The sequence below is a fragment of the Actinosynnema sp. NPDC020468 genome, from assembly GCF_040642015.1.
Lineage (GTDB): Bacteria > Actinomycetota > Actinomycetes > Mycobacteriales > Pseudonocardiaceae > Actinosynnema.
The window spans coordinates 195,580-209,755 of sequence record NZ_JBFAEO010000005.1; the positions used below are offsets into that span (position 1 = coordinate 195,580).

Below are 14,176 nucleotides of genomic sequence, written 5' to 3' on the forward strand. Positions count from 1 at the left end.
TGTGGAGGTGAACCCGTCCACCGCTCAGGCCGAGGTGCTCGTCGACGAGCTGATCCGCAACGGCGTCCGGCACGTCGTGCTCAGCCCCGGCTCCCGGAACGCGCCGCTCTCGTTCGCGCTGGACCGGGCCGCGGCTGCGGGGAGGTTGACGCTGCACGTCCGGGTGGACGAGCGGACCGCGGGTTTCCTGGCGCTGGGCCTCGCCCGGGGCTCCCGCGAGGTGGTGGCGGTGACCTGCACGTCGGGCACTGCGGTGGCGAACCTGCACCCGGCGGTGCTCGAGGCGCGGCACTCGGGCGTGCCGCTGCTCGCGCTGACCGCGGACCGGCCCGTGGAGCTGTACCGGACCGGCGCGAGCCAAACCGTCGACCAGCACGGCCTGCTCGGGTTGGACACGCTCCAGTTCCCGATCGCCGAGTCGCGGCCGGGTCAGAACGGGCTGTGGCGGTCGCTGGCGTGCCGGGCGGTGGCGGCGGCCAGGAGCGGGCCGGTGCACGTCAACGTGCCGTTCCGGGAGCCGCTGGTGCCCGACGGCACGCCGTGGGCGCACGAGCCGCTGGACGGCCGGCCGTTCGACATGCCGTGGACCAGGGTGGCCGCGCGCGCGACGACGTCCGTGCACCCGGCCGACCACCTCGGTCCGCGCACCCTGGTCGTGATCGGCGACGGGCGGCACGACCGGATCACCGAGGTGGCCGCGCGCGCCGGGTGGCCGGTGGTCGCCGAGCCGACCGCGCACGGGTTGCGGCACGGCACGCTGCTGCTCAACGCGGGGGAGCTGCCCGGGCGGTTGACGCCGGACGCGGTCGTGGTCGTCGGCCGGGCCACGCTGTCCCGGGGTGTGCTGAGGCTGATCGCCCGCACCCCGGTGGTGCACGCGCTGTCCGACGACCCGGAGTGGCCGGACCCGCAGTTCGCCGCCACCCACGCGTCGACCGACCTGGCGCTGGGCGAGCACGAGGTGGACCCGGGGTGGCTGACCGCGTGGCAGCACGCGGACAAGGTCGCGGCGGAGGCGGTGGACGGCGTGCTCGCGACCGAGCCGTGGCCGACCGGGCTCGGCGTGGCGCGGGAGCTGGTGCGGGGGCTGCCGTCGGGCGCGAACCTGTTCCTCGGCTCCTCGAACCCGGTGCGGGATGTGGACCTGGTCGCCGCGCCGCGGCCGGACGTGGAGGTGTTCGCGAACCGGGGCGTGGCGGGCATCGACGGGAGCGTGTCGACGGCGGCGGGCATCGCGCTGGCGCACGGGCCGACGGTGGCGCTGGTGGGCGACCTGACGTTCCTGCACGACGCGAACGGTCTCCTCATCGGACCGGGCGAGCCGCGTCCGGAGTTGACCATCGTGGTGCTCAACGACGACGGTGGTGGAATTTTCACACTTCTGGAACAAGGTGGTCCGGAGCACTCGGCGAGCTTCGAGCGGGTCTTCGGGACTCCGCACGGAGTCGACCTGGGCCTGCTGTGTGCCGCTCACCACGTCCGGCACGTTTCGGTGGGAAATCCGGACCAATTGAGACGTGAACTGCGGCCGAATGGGATCACGGTGGTGGAAATTCGGGCGGAACGTGCCGGATTGCGCGCCCTGCACACCCGGTTGAGGGAAGCCGTGTCAACGGCATTCCACTAGCCAGGAACCTACGGACGGGGGTACAGCGACCGGTGCCGCGTCGCTAGCTTCGCGCCATGTCCCTTCGAGCGAAGCTCTTCACCGGCACCGCCACCGCGGTGTCCCTGTTGCTGCTCGCCGGCACCGCGTCCGCCGCGGAACCGGGCGCACCGGGCGTCGGCGATCCCTACTACCCGAATTCGGGCAACGGTGGTTACGACGTTTCCCATTACGACATCAGACTGAGCTACCAGCCGACGACGGACGTCCTCTCCGGCACCACGACGATCCTCGCGAAGACGACCCAGGACCTGTCCCGGTTCAACCTGGACTTCCTGCTCGACGTCAGTTCCATTCGCATCAACAACAAGGTCGTCTCCTATTCCCGGGACGGCGGCGAACTCGTCGTCGACCCGAAGGGGACCCTCCGCAAGGGCACCGATCTGACGATCGTCGTCGCCTACTCGGACAAGCCGTCCACGAAGCTCGTCAACGGCGTCTCGGCGTGGAAGAAGACGCCGGACGGCGCGCTCGCCATCGACGAGCCCGACATCGCGCCGTGGTGGTACCCGAGCAACAACCACCCGACGGACAAGGCCACCTTCGACGTCTCGGTCGCCGTGCCCAACGGCGTCGAGGTGCTGTCCAACGGCTCGTTCCTGGGCAACACCCGCCAGATCAACGGCTGGACCCGGTGGAACTGGCGCAGCACCAAGCCGCAGAACACCTACTCGACGTTCATCACCATCGGCCAGTTCGAGGTGCGGCAGTCGACCAGCCCGAGCGGTCAGCCGGTGGTCAACGCCTACGCGGACAACCTGGGCGAGTACGGCGACGCGGCCAAGGCCAGCGTCGAGCGCACCCCCGAGGTGATCGAGTTCGAGTCGACCCAGTTCGGGCCCTACCCGTTCGAGGCGCAGGGCGGCATCGTGTCGCCGGGCATCACCTTCGCGCTGGAGAACCAGACCCGGCCGAACTACTCCAACCTGTTCTTCCGCCGCGGCTCGAACACCTACGTGGTGGCGCACGAGCTGGCGCACCAGTGGTTCGGCGACTCCGTGTCGGTGCACCGCTGGCGGGACATCTGGCTGAACGAGGGCTTCGCGTCCTACGCCGAGTGGCTGTGGTCCGAGCACGTGGGCGAGGGCACCGCGCAGGAGAACTCCGACTTCACCTACGACTCGTACCCGGCCGACGACCCGTTCTGGCAGGTGCTGCCGGGTGACCCGGGCGTCGACAAGCAGTTCGACGGCGCGGTGTACGACCGCGGCGCGCTGACCCTGCACGCCCTGCGCAAGGCCGTGGGCGACGACGCGTTCTTCTCGATCCTGAAGAAGTGGACCGCGAAGAAGGCCTACAGCGACGGCTCGATCGAGGAGTTCATCGCGCTGGCGCAGCAGGTGTCGGGCAAGGACCTGAAGCAGCTGTTCCAGACCTGGCTGTTCACCAAGGGCAAGCCCGCGACCGCGCCGGGCGCGGTGGCCGGCGTGGCCGCCAAGCAGGCCCCGGTGGAGCCGAAGTCGTACCAGAAGATCAAGGACACGCACGCCCTCCTGGGCGCCGGTCACTGACCTCCGCCCGCGAACGCCGCCGGTCCCGTTCGCGCGGGGTCGGCGGCGTTCGCGCTGGTCCTCGAGCGGTCCGTTCGCACGGCCGAGGTCGAGCCCGGTCGGGTGTCCGCCTGTGGTCGGCGACCTGCCGGTGCCGCCCGAGGCCGGGGTCGAGGGGGCCTGTCGGTGCCGGTCAGAGGCCTTCGAGGGCTTCGCGGAGGGGCAGCATCTTGGCGGCGGCCTCGCGGACCTCGGTGTCCGGGTCCGACTCGGCGACCAGCCCGCAGCCCGCGTACAGGCGCGCCGTGCGGCCCTCGACCCGCGCGCAGCGCAGCGCGATGCCCAGTTCGCCGTCGCCGTCGCCGTCGATCCAGCCGACCGGGCCCGCGTACCGGCCGCGGTCCATGCCCTCCAGCTCGGCGATCAGCCGGACCGCGTCGGCGCGCGGGGTGCCGCCGACCGCGGCCGTGGGGTGCAGCGCCTCACCCAGTTCCAGCAGCGACGGCTGGTCGCGCAACGTGCCGATGACGTCGCTGGACAGGTGCGAGACGTTCGGCAGCCGCAGCACCGACGGACCCTCCACGGACAGCGTCCCGCAGAACGGCCGCAACGTGTCCACCAGCGATCGCACCGCGTACCGGTGCTCGTCGAGGTTCTTGCCCGAGGTCAGCAGCGCGGCGGCGAGTTCGGCGTCCGACCGGCCGTCGTGCGGCCACGTGGTGCCGGCCAGCACCCGCGAGTCGACCACCGACCCGGTGCGCCGCAGCAGCAGTTCGGGCGTGGCGCCGAGCAGGCCGTCCACCGCGTAGACCCAGCACTCCGGGTACCGCCTGGCCAGGCCCTCCAGCACGTACCGCTGGTCGAGGTCGGCGTCCGCGACGGCCAGCAGGTCGTGCGCGAGCACCACCTTGCCCAACTCGCCCGCGCGCATCCGCTCGACGGCGGTGCGCACCGCCTCCCGGTACCGCGTCACGGACACCCGCCCGTCGGCGTAGCGCACGGCCGAGGGCCGGGTGACGGGCACGATCTCCGGCGGCGCGGCCTCCCCGATCGTGGTCACCCAGGAGTGGTCACCCCGGCGACCGAGGACGACCTCCGGCACGACCAGCACCGAGTGGCCCGGCTCGTCGGCGAACGCCATTGAGACGAACGCGACCGGACCGCTGCCCGGCACACCCGGCTCGTCCACCACGTCCAGGCCGGCGCGGTACTCCCGCCACCAGCGGTCGGCCCGCGCGAACCGGTCCGGACCGGACGCCTCGAACCGCGCGGCCTCGCCCCAGCCGACCAGGCCGTCGCCGCCGCGCACCCACGCCAGCGCGCCGGTCGGCGTCGGCAGACCGCCCAGCAGCGGGCCGGCGCCGACCGAGCGGCTGAACACGCGCTGCCGACGACGGGTTCGCGAGGCGGGGGCAGTTGTCACGCCATCGAGGGTATGGAGTGAACGCTGAGATTCACCGTCGGGTCGGCTCTAGACTGCCCGGTTGTGGTGGACGACGCAGTGCCGACGCGGGTTCGCCCGCGACTCCGACGCCTGGTCAGCCGCGTGCTGCTGGTCCTGGGCGCCCTGATCACGCTGGTCGGGGTGGTGCTGGTCGCGGCGTGCCTGAAGGACGACCTGGCGATCGGGAAGCGGCTGGGCAAGGCCACGGCCGAGGTGGTGTCGGTCTCCTTCCAGCGCACGGTGGTGCGCTTCGCGACGCCGGACGGCGCGGTGCACAGCCCGGCGCAGGGCGTGCTGTACCCGGACGGCCTGGAGGCGGGTCAGCTGGTCCGCGTCGAGTACGACACCGCGAACCCCGAGTTGGCCCGGGTGGCCGAGCGGACGTTCGTGCTGTCGTTGTTGCCGGTGGGGACGCTGTTGCTGGCGGTGTGGGCGGTGCTCGCGCCGGCGATCTGGTGGCTGCGCCGACGGCCGCGGGCAGGCGTGTGACAGTTATCCCCAAATTCGGGGTTCATGTGTAACATCGAGCGCATGGACCTGGAGGCACAGTTCGAGCGCACGGTCGCGGCCGAACAACGCGTCGAGCCGCGGGACTGGATGCCCGACGGCTACCGCAGGACGCTGATCCGGCAGATCGCCCAGCACGCGCACTCCGAGATCATCGGCATGCAGCCGGAGGGCAACTGGATCAGCCGCGCGCCCTCGTTGCGCCGCAAGGCGATCCTGCTGGCCAAGGTCCAGGACGAGGCCGGGCACGGGCTCTACCTGTACGCGGCGACCGAGACGCTCGGCGCGGACCGCGGCGACCTGACCGAGAAGCTGATCGAGGGTCGGCAGAAGTACTCGTCCATCTTCAACTACCCCACGCTGTCCTACGCCGACGTCGGCGTCATCGGCTGGCTCGTGGACGGCGCGGCGATCTGCAACCAGGTGCCGCTGTGCCGGACCTCCTACGGCCCGTACGCGCGGGCCATGATCCGCATCTGCAAGGAGGAGTCCTTCCACCAGCGGCAGGGCTACGAGCTGCTGCTGACCATGATGTCCGGCACGGACGCGCAGCGCGCCATGGTCCAGGAGTCGGTCGACCGGTTCTGGTGGCCGTCGCTGATGATGTTCGGCCCGCCGGACGCCGAGTCCGCCAACACCGAGCAGTCCATGGCGTGGCGGATCAAGCGCAACACCAACGACGAGCTGCGGCAGAAGTTCGTGGACATGACCGTGCCGCAGGCGGAGAAGCTGGGCGTGACGCTGCCCGACCCGGCCCTGCGGTGGAACGCCGAGCGCGGCCACCACGACTTCGGCCAACCGGACTGGGCCGAGTTCTGGCAGGTCGTGGGCGGCAACGGGCCGGCGAACGCGCAGCGCGTCGCGCACCGGCGCAAGGCGCACGAGGACGGCGAGTGGGTGCGTGCGGCGGCCGAGGCGCACGCCGCGAAGCGTCGGGAGCGGGTGGCATGAGCGCGTCGTGGCCGTTGTGGGAGGTGTTCGTCCGGGGCAAGCGCGGGCTCAACCACGTGCACGTGGGCTCGCTGCACGCGCCGGACGCGGAGATGGCCGTGCGCAACGCGCGGGACGTGTACACGCGGCGCAACGAGGGCGTGTCGATCTGGGTGGTGCCCGCCTCCGCGATCACCGCGTCCTCGCCGGACGAGAAGGACCCGTTCTTCGAGCCCAGCGGCGACAAGGTGTACCGGCACCCGACGTTCTACGCGATCCCCGAGGACGTGCCGCACCTATGAGCTTCGACAACGCGTACGAGTCGCTGATCGACCACGAGGACGCGCACTGGGCGTTCGGCACCGGGTTCACCGAGGCGCTGTCCGGCGTCGACCGGGCCGTTCCGTCCACTGTGGACGCCCAGGACCTGTTCGCCTACTGCCTGATGCTCGGCGACGACGCGCTGGTGCTCGCGCAGCGGCTCGCCGAGTGGTGCTCCCGCGCGCCGGAGCTCGAGGAGGATGTGGCGCTGGCCAACATCGCGCTCGACCTGCTCGGCCAGGCCCGGTTGCTGCTGACCAGGGCGGGCGAGGTCGAGGGCACCGGTCGGGACGAGGACGCGCTGGCGTTCCTGCGCGACGAGCGCGAGTTCCGCAACGTGCACCTGGCCGAGATCGAGTGCGGCCCGTTCGCGGGCGGCGACTTCGCCACCACGGTGGCGCGGCTGCTGGTGTTCTCCTCGTGGCGGCTCGCGCTGTTCTCCCGGCTGCGCGGCAGCGCCGACCCGGTGCTCGCGGCCGTCGCGGAGAAGGGCGTCAAGGAGTTGGCCTACCACCGCGACCACGCGGCCCAGTGGGTGGTGCGGCTCGGCGACGGCACCGAGGAGTCGCACCGGCGGATGGTCGCCGGTGTCGCGCGGGTGTGGCCGTACGTCGAGGAGTTGTTCACCCGGCACGCCGTGGAGGCGCGACTTCCCGGCGTGGCGGTCGATCCGGCGACGCTGCGGTCCGAAGTGGACGGTGTGCTCGACGCGGTGTTCGCCGCCGCCGGGTTGACCGCGCCCGAACCGGTGCCCGCCGCGCGGGTCAACGGGCGGGCCGGGCGCGACGGCGTGCACACCGAGGCCATGGGGTACCTGGTCGCCGAGTTGCAGCACCTGCACCGGTCGCTGCCGGGCGCGACGTGGTGACCGCGCTGGAGGTCGCGTCGTCGGTGCGCGACCCGGAGCTGCCGGTGCTCACGCTGGCCGACCTCGGCGTGCTGCGGGACGTGACCGAGCGGGACGGGAAGGTGCTGGTCACCATCACGCCGACCTACTCGGGGTGCCCCGCGCTGGAGGAGATGGGCGCGGACCTGCGGCGGTCGTTGCGGTCGGCCGGGTTCGCCGACGTCGAGGTGCGGACGGCGCTCTCGCCCGCGTGGAGCACGGACTGGATCTCCGAGGCCGGGCTGCGCAAGCTGCGCGAGGTGGGCATCGCGCCGCCGTCCCGGATCGGACCGCGCGCCGTCGGCCCGGTGCCGCTGAACCTCGTGCCGCCCGCGAGCCGGGTGGTGTGCCCGCGCTGCGGATCGGCCCGCACCACCGAGATCTCCCGGTTCGGCGCCACCGCGTGCAAGGCGCTGCGCCGGTGCGCGGACTGCGCGGAACCCTTCGAGCACGTCAAGGAGCTGTGACATGGCGGTCCGGCGGCGGTTCCACCCGCTCTCCGTCGCGTCGGTCGACCGGCTGTGCGAGGACGCGGTGGCCGTGACGTTCGACGTGCCCGAGTCGCTGAGCGCGGAGTTCGCGTTCGCGGCCGGGCAGTACCTCACGGTGAGGATGGGGGAGGAGCGCCGGTCGTACTCGATCTGCGCGCCCGTCGGGGCCGCGCCGCGGATCGGGGTGCGGCGGGTGGCCGGCGGGTTGTTCTCCGAGCACCTGGTGGACCGGGTGCGGCGCGGCGACGTGCTGGAGGTGCTGGGGCCGCAGGGGAACTTCACCCCGTCGGCCGGCGACCACCACGGTTTCGTGGTCGCCGGGTCGGGCATCACCCCCGCGCTGTCCATCGCGGCGTCGGTGCTCGCGGCCGGCGCGCGGGTGACGTTGCTGTACGGCAACCGGCGTGCCGACACGGTGATGTTCGCCGAGGAGCTCGCCGACCTGAAGGACCGGTACCCGGAGCGGTTCCAGCTGGTGCACGTGCTGTCGCGCGAGCCGCGGGACGTGGAGCTGTTCAGCGGTCGGCTGGACGGCGGGCGGTTGCGGGCGCTGTTCTCGTCGGTGGTGCCGTTCGGGTCGGTGGACGAGTGGTGGCTGTGCGGGCCTTACGGGTTGGTGCGGGACGCGCGGGAGGTGTTGGCGGAGCTGGGGGTCGGCGCCGAACACGTGCACCACGAGCTGTTCTACGTGGACGAGCCCCCTCCGCCGCCGCGACGTGCCGCGGACGTGCCGGTGGAGGCCGGGGTGGGGACGGTCGTGCTGGACGGCCGCACCACGTCGGTGCCGCTGCCGCCGGACGTGCCGATCCTCGACGCGGCGCAGCGGGTGCGGTCGGACCTGCCGTTCGCGTGCAAGGGCGGGGTGTGCGGCACGTGCCGGGCGCTGGTGGTGTCGGGTGAGGTGGAGATGCGGCGGAACTTCGCGCTGGAGCCGCGGGAGGTGGCGGCCGGGTTCGTGCTGACCTGCCAGTCGGTGGCGGTGACGCCGGAGGTCACGGTCGACTTCGACGCCTAGGTCTTCCTTGGTGTGCCGGGGTTTTCAGGGGCGGGGCGCGAGGACCGCGATCTCGGCGACCTCGTGCAGCAGGTGGTCGGTCGGGGCACCCGCGACGGCTTCGGTCTCGGCGAGCACGGTGGTCGTGTCGGTGACGGTGGACGCGTAGTGCCGGGCGCTGAACTCGACGTCGGCGAGGTCGACCAGTGCTCCGGGCAGCGGGGTGACGTCGCCGGTGCCGTGGATGTCCTCGACCCGCTGGAACTCGCGGGCGCCGGCGCGGGTGCCGTACTCGACCCAGGCGGTGTGGACGACGATCGTGACGCCCTTGCCGTCGGTGAGGGTCGTCAGCGAGCGGCTCAGCGACACGCACGGCATCACGGTCATGAGCTGGTGCACTTCGCCGAACGTGTAGGACAGGCACTCGGGATTCCCCTGCGAAGCCCGCTTCACCACCGCCAACCCGAGCCCGCTCCAGGCGCCGTCGATGCTCCCGGGCGCCCCGTCACCCCCCGGCGAGCCCTCGGCCCCGGCCGCCACCACAACCCCGACCACGGCCGCGACGGCCAACCCCACAGCCTTGACCGCCACCGCGCCCCCTTCCCCAGCCTGCCCAAGGCGATTCCCTGGACACCCGGCCCCCAAACCGAACCCCGAACCACCCGAGCTTCGTAGGATCGAAGGATCGTTCAACAATCCCCAAGCTCTACGAGCCTACAACCCGACAATCCAACAACTCAACGTGAGGACGACGCACCCCGAGCTCCGCCCACACGCGCTGCCTCGACCGAATCACCCATGCCCACCAACGCCTGGACGGGCAGTACTTACCTCGCCGCCCGGTGTTTGTCGAACAGCAACCGCAACCGACAACCGGCGGAATCCGAAGCTCGCCCGCCCGCAGCCGGCCCACTGTCCAGGCTCACCCACCCGCAACCCGGACTCCGCCCCGCCCCGCCTGCGGCCCGGACTCGTGCGGCCTCCGGCTGCGTGCGGCCCAGGCTCCGTGTCGTCTCCAGCGGCGTCCGGTGTGCGCCACGTGTCGTTTCCGGCGGCGTTCCGCCGGTACCCCGGCCATGATCTGCGGTCCGGTGTGAGCCCTGCGGTCTAGGCACGCCCGCCCCGTACCGCCCGCCTCGCGCGTCCTTGATCCACCCGTCCTAGTGCGTCGATCCACCAGCCCGACCCGCCAGTCATCGGCCCTGCCCCAACCCGCCGAGTCCGGACCCACTGGCCCGCCGGCCCCAGCTCTGCGGCCCTTGCCCGCCAGCCCTGCGGCTTCGGTCAACCGACCCCGGACCCACTGCCCCTAGCCCCGGCCCTGATCCGCCAGCCCCTGGCCCGCTGGCCACCACTCCCGGCCCGCCAGACGCAGCCCGCTGACCCCGGACCCGCCGGCCCGATCCACCGACCCCAGATCCGCCGGCCACCAGCCCTGCGGGCCGACCCCTGGCCGCAAATGCCGGCCCGAGTCCCGGCCTGCCAGTTCCGGCCCGAGTCTCGACCCTCCAGCGCCAGCCGTCCGTCGTGGCTCAGCCTGCCTGTAGGGCGGTCAGCATGCCGTCCACCGCCGCGTGCCACGGGTATTCCTCGGCCCGCGTCCGGGCGGCGAGGCGGCGGGTGGGTTCCGGGTCGTCCAGGAGCGCGTTCACCCCCGCCGCGAACGCCGGCGCGTGGTCCTCGACCGCCGCGCCGCACCCCGGTCGCACGATCTCGCGCAACGCCGACGACGCCGACACCACGACCGGCGTCCCGGAGGCCAGGGCCTCCAGCGCCGCCAGGCCGAAGGTCTCGTGCGGGCCCGGTGCGAGCGACACGTCCGCCGTCGCCAGCAGGTCCGCCACGTCCGTCCGGGCGCCCACGAAACCCAGGAACGTCACCGGAAGGCCGTGGGCGCGCTTCTCCAGCGCCTCGCGGCGCGGTCCGTCACCGGCGATCACCAGGCGGACCCGGTGGCCGGACTCGTGCAGGGCGGCGGCGGTGTCGACGCTGCGTTCGACGTGCTTCTCCGGTGACAGCCGGCCGCAGTGCACGAGCAGCGCGTCGGCGCCGCGCGCCAACTCCGACCGCAGCGACCGGTCGTGCCGGGTCGGGGTGAACGTGCGCAGGTCGACGCCCAGCGGCACGCGGGCCACGTTGCGGGCGCCGATGCGGTCGAACTCCTCCTTGGCGAAACCCGTCGTGCAGACCACCGTGTCGTAGCTGGCGGCCATCCGGGCGTTGGCCCAGTCCGCGCCGCGGCGCGCCAGGCCGGTCGGCAGCAGGAACTGCTCCAGCAGCCGGTCGAGGCGCTCGTGCGAGATCACCACGCTGGGCACCGAGTTCGCCGCCGCCCACCGGCCCATGCCGCGCAGGGTGAGCCGGTCGGACACCTCCAGCCGGTCCGGGCGCAGCACGTCCAGCAGCCGGCGCACCCGCCACGGGTCCACCGCCCGGTAGCCGCCGGTGCCCGGGATGCGCGGCGCGGGCAGGGTGATCCGGCGGATGCCGCCCGGCAGCCGTTCGTCCGCGTGCGCCGGTCCCGGCACGACCAGCACGACGTCGTGGCCGCGGGCGGCGTAGCCGTCGCCCAGGTGGTGCAGCGCGGTGCGCAGACCACCGGAGCGAGGGCCGTAGAAATTGGCCAGCTGGACGATCCTCATGCGGCGCGGCGCACCGGCAGGTCCAGCACGGCGGCGTAGTGGCCCAGCAGTTCGTCGCACACCGCCGACCACGTCCGCCCGCGCACCCACCGCCGTGCCGCCTGCCCGAACTGCTTGCGCCGCAACGGGTCCTTGAGCGCCAGCACCGCCGAGCGCAGGCCCTCGTCGTCGGACACCAGGTAGCCGGTGTTGGGCTGCACGAGGTCGCGCGGCCCGCCCGCGTCCGGCGCGACGACGGGCAGCCCGCTCGCCATCGCCTCCTGCACGGCCTGGCAGAACGTCTCGTGCGGACCGGTGTGCACGAACACGTCCAGGCTCGCGTACGCGGCGGCCAGGTCGCGGCCGCCCCGGAACCCGAGGAACGCGGCGTCCGGCAGCGACCGGCGCAGCAGTGCCTCCTCCGGCCCCTCGCCGACCACGACCACCCGGACGCCCGGAATCCCGCGCAACGAAGCCAACCTCTCGACCTGCTTCTCCGGCGACAGCCGGCCGACGTAGCCGACCAGCAGTTCGCCGTTCGGCGCCAACTCGCGCCGCAGCGCGTCGTCCCGCCTCGACGGGTGGAACAGGTCCACGTCCACTCCCCGGCCCCAGCGGTGCACGCGCGGCACGCCGTGCTCCTCCAGAGCCTCCACCGCCCAGCTCGACGGCGCCAGGGTCCGGTCGGCCAACGAGTGCAGCCTGCGCGTCCAGCGCCACGCGGCGCGGGCGGTGAGGCCGAGGCCGTAGTGGCCCGCGAAACCGGCGATGTCGGTCTGGTAGACCGCGACCGACGGCACGCCGAGCCGGCGCGCGGCGGACAAGCCCTTGGCCCCCACCACGAACGGGCTGGCCAGGTGCACGACGTCCGGCTGGAACGAGGTCAGCGCCGACAGCACCTTGCGGGTCGGCACGCCGACCGGCAGTGAGCTGAAGCGCGGTAGGTCCACGGCGGGCAGCCGGACGACTTCCGTGCCGTGGTGGTGGTCGTCACCGGCGCCGGGTGCGACGACGAGGGCCTGGTGACCGGTGGACCTGAGGTGCTCCAGGACGCGGAGGACGGAGTTGGTGACCCCGTTGACCTGGGGAAGGAAGCTCTCGGTGACGATCGCTACGCGCACTTGGCTCACCTTGCGGTGCCAAGGACACGACGGCGTGACGGATTGTGGAACTGCGGCCCAACTCCTCGCGTCGGGGTTGACGTTGGGCTCGAGATCGTCCCCGCTTCACCTGGAGGACGTGTCGCGGACACCCACGACGGTGAAACTAGGTCGGCATGACCGTCTTGTCGTCCCGGCCGGCCCAGCCCGTCGACCCAGGCCTCGTGTCGATCGCGCTGGAGATAGCGGGACGCCTCGCGAACGACGCGTCGGACGTGATCATGGCGACCGCCGGCCGAGGTGCCCGTCCCGACGCGGACGTGTACCCGTTCGACTGGGTGACCGACACGGACCGCACGCTCGAACGCCACACCCGCCGCGTGCTGACCGCCGAGTTCCCGGACATCCCGGTGTTCTGCGAGGACACCGACGACCTCGCCGACACCGACGTGGAGTTCCGGTGGGTGGTCGACCCGGTGGACGGGACGGCGAACTACGTCGCCGGAATGCCCTGGTGCGCCTACAGCCTCGCGCTGGTCGACCGGTGGGGGCCGGTCGTGGGCGTGGTGGCGGACCCGTACCGGGCGCAGATCTACGCGGCGGCGCGGGGGCGGGGGATGCGGGCCAACGGCACGCCGGTGAAGCTGGGCGACCAGGCCGTGGCGCCGATCGTGTGCACCGAGATGACGCGCACCGGCCCGTGGCCGGGCATGGGCGAGTTCATCTCCCGGGCGGCGCTGTCGGGCACGGGCGTGCGGGTGCTGGGCTCGAAGGCGTTGGCCGTGGCCCAGGTGGCACTCGGCCACGCGTCGGCGGCAGTCCTGGACAGCTACCACGAGTGGGACGTCGCGGGCGCGGTCGCCCTGGCCGTCGAATCGGGAGCCTCCGTCCTGGACCGCCGAGGCGACGACGACCCCCTACCGGTGGACGGCCTCCTCGTGGCCATGCCCGAGGTGGCCGAAGAGGTCCTGGACTGGTGGCAGTCCTCCACCGTCCGCTGACCCGAACACCGGCCCGAACACCGGTCTGACCGCCGACCCGTACGCCGGCCTCACCGCGGGCGCGAACACCGACTTGGCCGCCGGCCTGAATCCGGCCCGAACTCCGGCTTGGCCGCCGGCCGAACATCAGCTTGACCGCCGGCCTGAACTCGGACTGAATTCGGCCTAGCCGCCGGCCGAACAACAGCCTGACCGCCGACCCATACCCCGGCCCGAACACCGGCTTGGCCCCTGCCTGAACATCGGCCTGACCGCCGGCCCGAACACCGGCCCGAACACCGGCCTGGCCGCCGGCTCGTAACCGCGGCCGGATTCGTCGGCCAGAGTTGTCGGATCGTTCAACAATGCAACACTCCGACAATCCTGCAACTCCACAAATCAACAATCGGCCGGGCAGGCCTGCGAGCAAAACGACGGCCACTCGTGCCAGGATCATAGGATTGTTCAACACGCCTACATGCCTACAATCGTGCGCGGCCAACCGGGCGGCAGGTGGCTTGGCGAGCGGGGATGCGGCGGCGGTGCGGGGTTCGGGCGGAACGTCGGTTGGGGATGGTGGACGGTGGGTCGTATGAGACTCCCGACCGCCGACCGCCGACCGCCGACCGCTGCCCGCTGCCCGCGCCCCGCTGCCCGCTGCCCGCGCCCCGCTGCCCGCGCCCCGCTGCCCGCTGCCCGCGCCCCGCTGCCCGCGCCCCGCTGCCCGCTGCCCGCGCCCCGCTGCC

13 protein-coding genes are annotated in these 14,176 nt (G+C 72.7%); 9 read left to right on the plus strand and 4 right to left on the minus strand.

Annotated elements, in window-relative coordinates; all coding sequences use genetic code 11:
• Positions 1 to 7 precede the first annotated feature (7 nt).
• Both menD and AB0G50_RS06880 read left to right on the plus strand, forming a co-directional pair.
• On the plus strand, positions 8 to 1,627 hold the full coding sequence (gene menD / locus AB0G50_RS06875) for a 2-succinyl-5-enolpyruvyl-6-hydroxy-3-cyclohexene-1-carboxylic-acid synthase (protein WP_360103102.1): 1,620 nt from the start codon (positions 8 to 10) through the stop codon (positions 1,625 to 1,627).
• A gap of 56 nt (positions 1,628 to 1,683) precedes the next feature.
• Complete coding sequence (locus tag AB0G50_RS06880) at positions 1,684 to 3,177, plus strand: M1 family metallopeptidase (protein WP_360103104.1); 1,494 nt, start codon at positions 1,684 to 1,686, stop codon at positions 3,175 to 3,177.
• 172 nt (positions 3,178 to 3,349) lie between these two features.
• Here the strand turns inward: AB0G50_RS06880 and AB0G50_RS06885 are convergent, their stop codons facing one another.
• Positions 3,350 to 4,579 carry an isochorismate synthase gene (locus AB0G50_RS06885; protein ID WP_360103106.1) on the minus strand — a complete coding sequence of 410 codons (1,230 nt, stop codon included), beginning with the start codon at positions 4,577 to 4,579 and terminating at the stop codon, positions 3,350 to 3,352.
• A 63-nt stretch (positions 4,580 to 4,642) separates the two neighbouring features.
• Here AB0G50_RS06885 and AB0G50_RS06890 point away from each other — a divergent pair, with 63 nt between their 5' ends.
• The 6 genes from AB0G50_RS06890 to paaE are packed head-to-tail and all read left to right on the plus strand — an operon-like array spanning position 4,643 to position 8,750.
• The gene (locus AB0G50_RS06890) at positions 4,643 to 5,089 is read left to right on the plus strand and encodes a DUF3592 domain-containing protein (RefSeq protein WP_360103108.1); all 447 of its coding nucleotides are present in this window, start codon (positions 4,643 to 4,645) and stop codon (positions 5,087 to 5,089) included.
• A 42-nt stretch (positions 5,090 to 5,131) separates the two neighbouring features.
• The gene (paaA, locus tag AB0G50_RS06895) at positions 5,132 to 6,058 is read left to right on the plus strand and encodes a 1,2-phenylacetyl-CoA epoxidase subunit PaaA (RefSeq protein WP_360103110.1); all 927 of its coding nucleotides are present in this window, start codon (positions 5,132 to 5,134) and stop codon (positions 6,056 to 6,058) included.
• Complete coding sequence (gene paaB, locus AB0G50_RS06900; RefSeq protein ID WP_360103112.1) at positions 6,055 to 6,339, plus strand: 1,2-phenylacetyl-CoA epoxidase subunit PaaB; 285 nt, start codon at positions 6,055 to 6,057, stop codon at positions 6,337 to 6,339. The genes paaA and paaB overlap by 4 nt, the downstream gene beginning before the upstream one ends.
• Positions 6,336 to 7,226, plus strand: a complete 891-nt coding sequence (gene paaC / locus AB0G50_RS06905; RefSeq protein ID WP_360103114.1) for a 1,2-phenylacetyl-CoA epoxidase subunit PaaC — start codon at positions 6,336 to 6,338, stop codon at positions 7,224 to 7,226. Before paaB ends, paaC begins: the two co-directional genes overlap by 4 nt.
• Positions 7,220 to 7,711: a 1,2-phenylacetyl-CoA epoxidase subunit PaaD gene (gene paaD / locus AB0G50_RS06910; RefSeq protein ID WP_360103116.1), complete on the plus strand. Its 492-nt coding sequence runs from the start codon at positions 7,220 to 7,222 to the stop codon at positions 7,709 to 7,711. The genes paaC and paaD overlap by 7 nt, the downstream gene beginning before the upstream one ends.
• Position 7,712: 1 nt before the next feature.
• Complete coding sequence (gene paaE, locus AB0G50_RS06915; RefSeq protein ID WP_360103118.1) at positions 7,713 to 8,750, plus strand: 1,2-phenylacetyl-CoA epoxidase subunit PaaE; 1,038 nt, start codon at positions 7,713 to 7,715, stop codon at positions 8,748 to 8,750.
• A gap of 24 nt (positions 8,751 to 8,774) precedes the next feature.
• On the opposite strand, the gene AB0G50_RS06920 is transcribed toward paaE, so the two are convergent.
• The 3 genes from AB0G50_RS06920 to AB0G50_RS06930 form a co-directional block, all read right to left on the minus strand.
• Positions 8,775 to 9,320, minus strand: coding sequence for a hypothetical protein (locus tag AB0G50_RS06920; RefSeq protein ID WP_360103120.1), 546 nt, complete (start codon positions 9,318 to 9,320; stop codon positions 8,775 to 8,777).
• A gap of 941 nt (positions 9,321 to 10,261) precedes the next feature.
• On the minus strand, positions 10,262 to 11,371 hold the full coding sequence (locus AB0G50_RS06925; protein ID WP_360103122.1) for a glycosyltransferase family 1 protein: 1,110 nt from the start codon (positions 11,369 to 11,371) through the stop codon (positions 10,262 to 10,264).
• Positions 11,368 to 12,471 (minus strand): glycosyltransferase family 1 protein, encoded by a 1,104-nt coding sequence (locus AB0G50_RS06930; protein WP_360103124.1) that lies wholly within the window; start codon positions 12,469 to 12,471, stop codon positions 11,368 to 11,370. The genes AB0G50_RS06925 and AB0G50_RS06930 overlap by 4 nt, the downstream gene beginning before the upstream one ends.
• 155 nt (positions 12,472 to 12,626) lie before the next feature.
• On the opposite strand from AB0G50_RS06930, the gene AB0G50_RS06935 reads away from it, so the two are divergent.
• Entirely contained in the window at positions 12,627 to 13,451 is an 825-nt protein-coding gene (locus tag AB0G50_RS06935; protein ID WP_360103126.1) for an inositol monophosphatase, read from the plus strand.
• Positions 13,452 to 14,176: the final 725 nt, after the last annotated feature.

What these genes read in the sequence shown, in the direction of transcription:
- AB0G50_RS06880 (WP_360103104.1), top strand. Translation starts at nt 1,684, where the DNA reads ATGTCCCTTCGAGCGAAGCTCTTCACCGGCACCGCCACCGCGGTGTCC.
- paaA (WP_360103110.1), top strand. Translation starts at nt 5,132, where the DNA reads ATGGACCTGGAGGCACAGTTCGAGCGCACGGTCGCGGCCGAACAACGC.
- paaB (WP_360103112.1), top strand. Translation starts at nt 6,055, where the DNA reads ATGAGCGCGTCGTGGCCGTTGTGGGAGGTGTTCGTCCGGGGCAAGCGC.
- paaC (WP_360103114.1), top strand. Translation starts at nt 6,336, where the DNA reads ATGAGCTTCGACAACGCGTACGAGTCGCTGATCGACCACGAGGACGCG.
- paaE (WP_360103118.1), top strand. Translation starts at nt 7,713, where the DNA reads ATGGCGGTCCGGCGGCGGTTCCACCCGCTCTCCGTCGCGTCGGTCGAC.
- AB0G50_RS06925 (WP_360103122.1), bottom strand. Translation starts at nt 11,371, where the DNA reads ATGAGGATCGTCCAGCTGGCCAATTTCTACGGCCCTCGCTCCGGTGGT.
- AB0G50_RS06935 (WP_360103126.1), top strand. Translation starts at nt 12,627, where the DNA reads ATGACCGTCTTGTCGTCCCGGCCGGCCCAGCCCGTCGACCCAGGCCTC.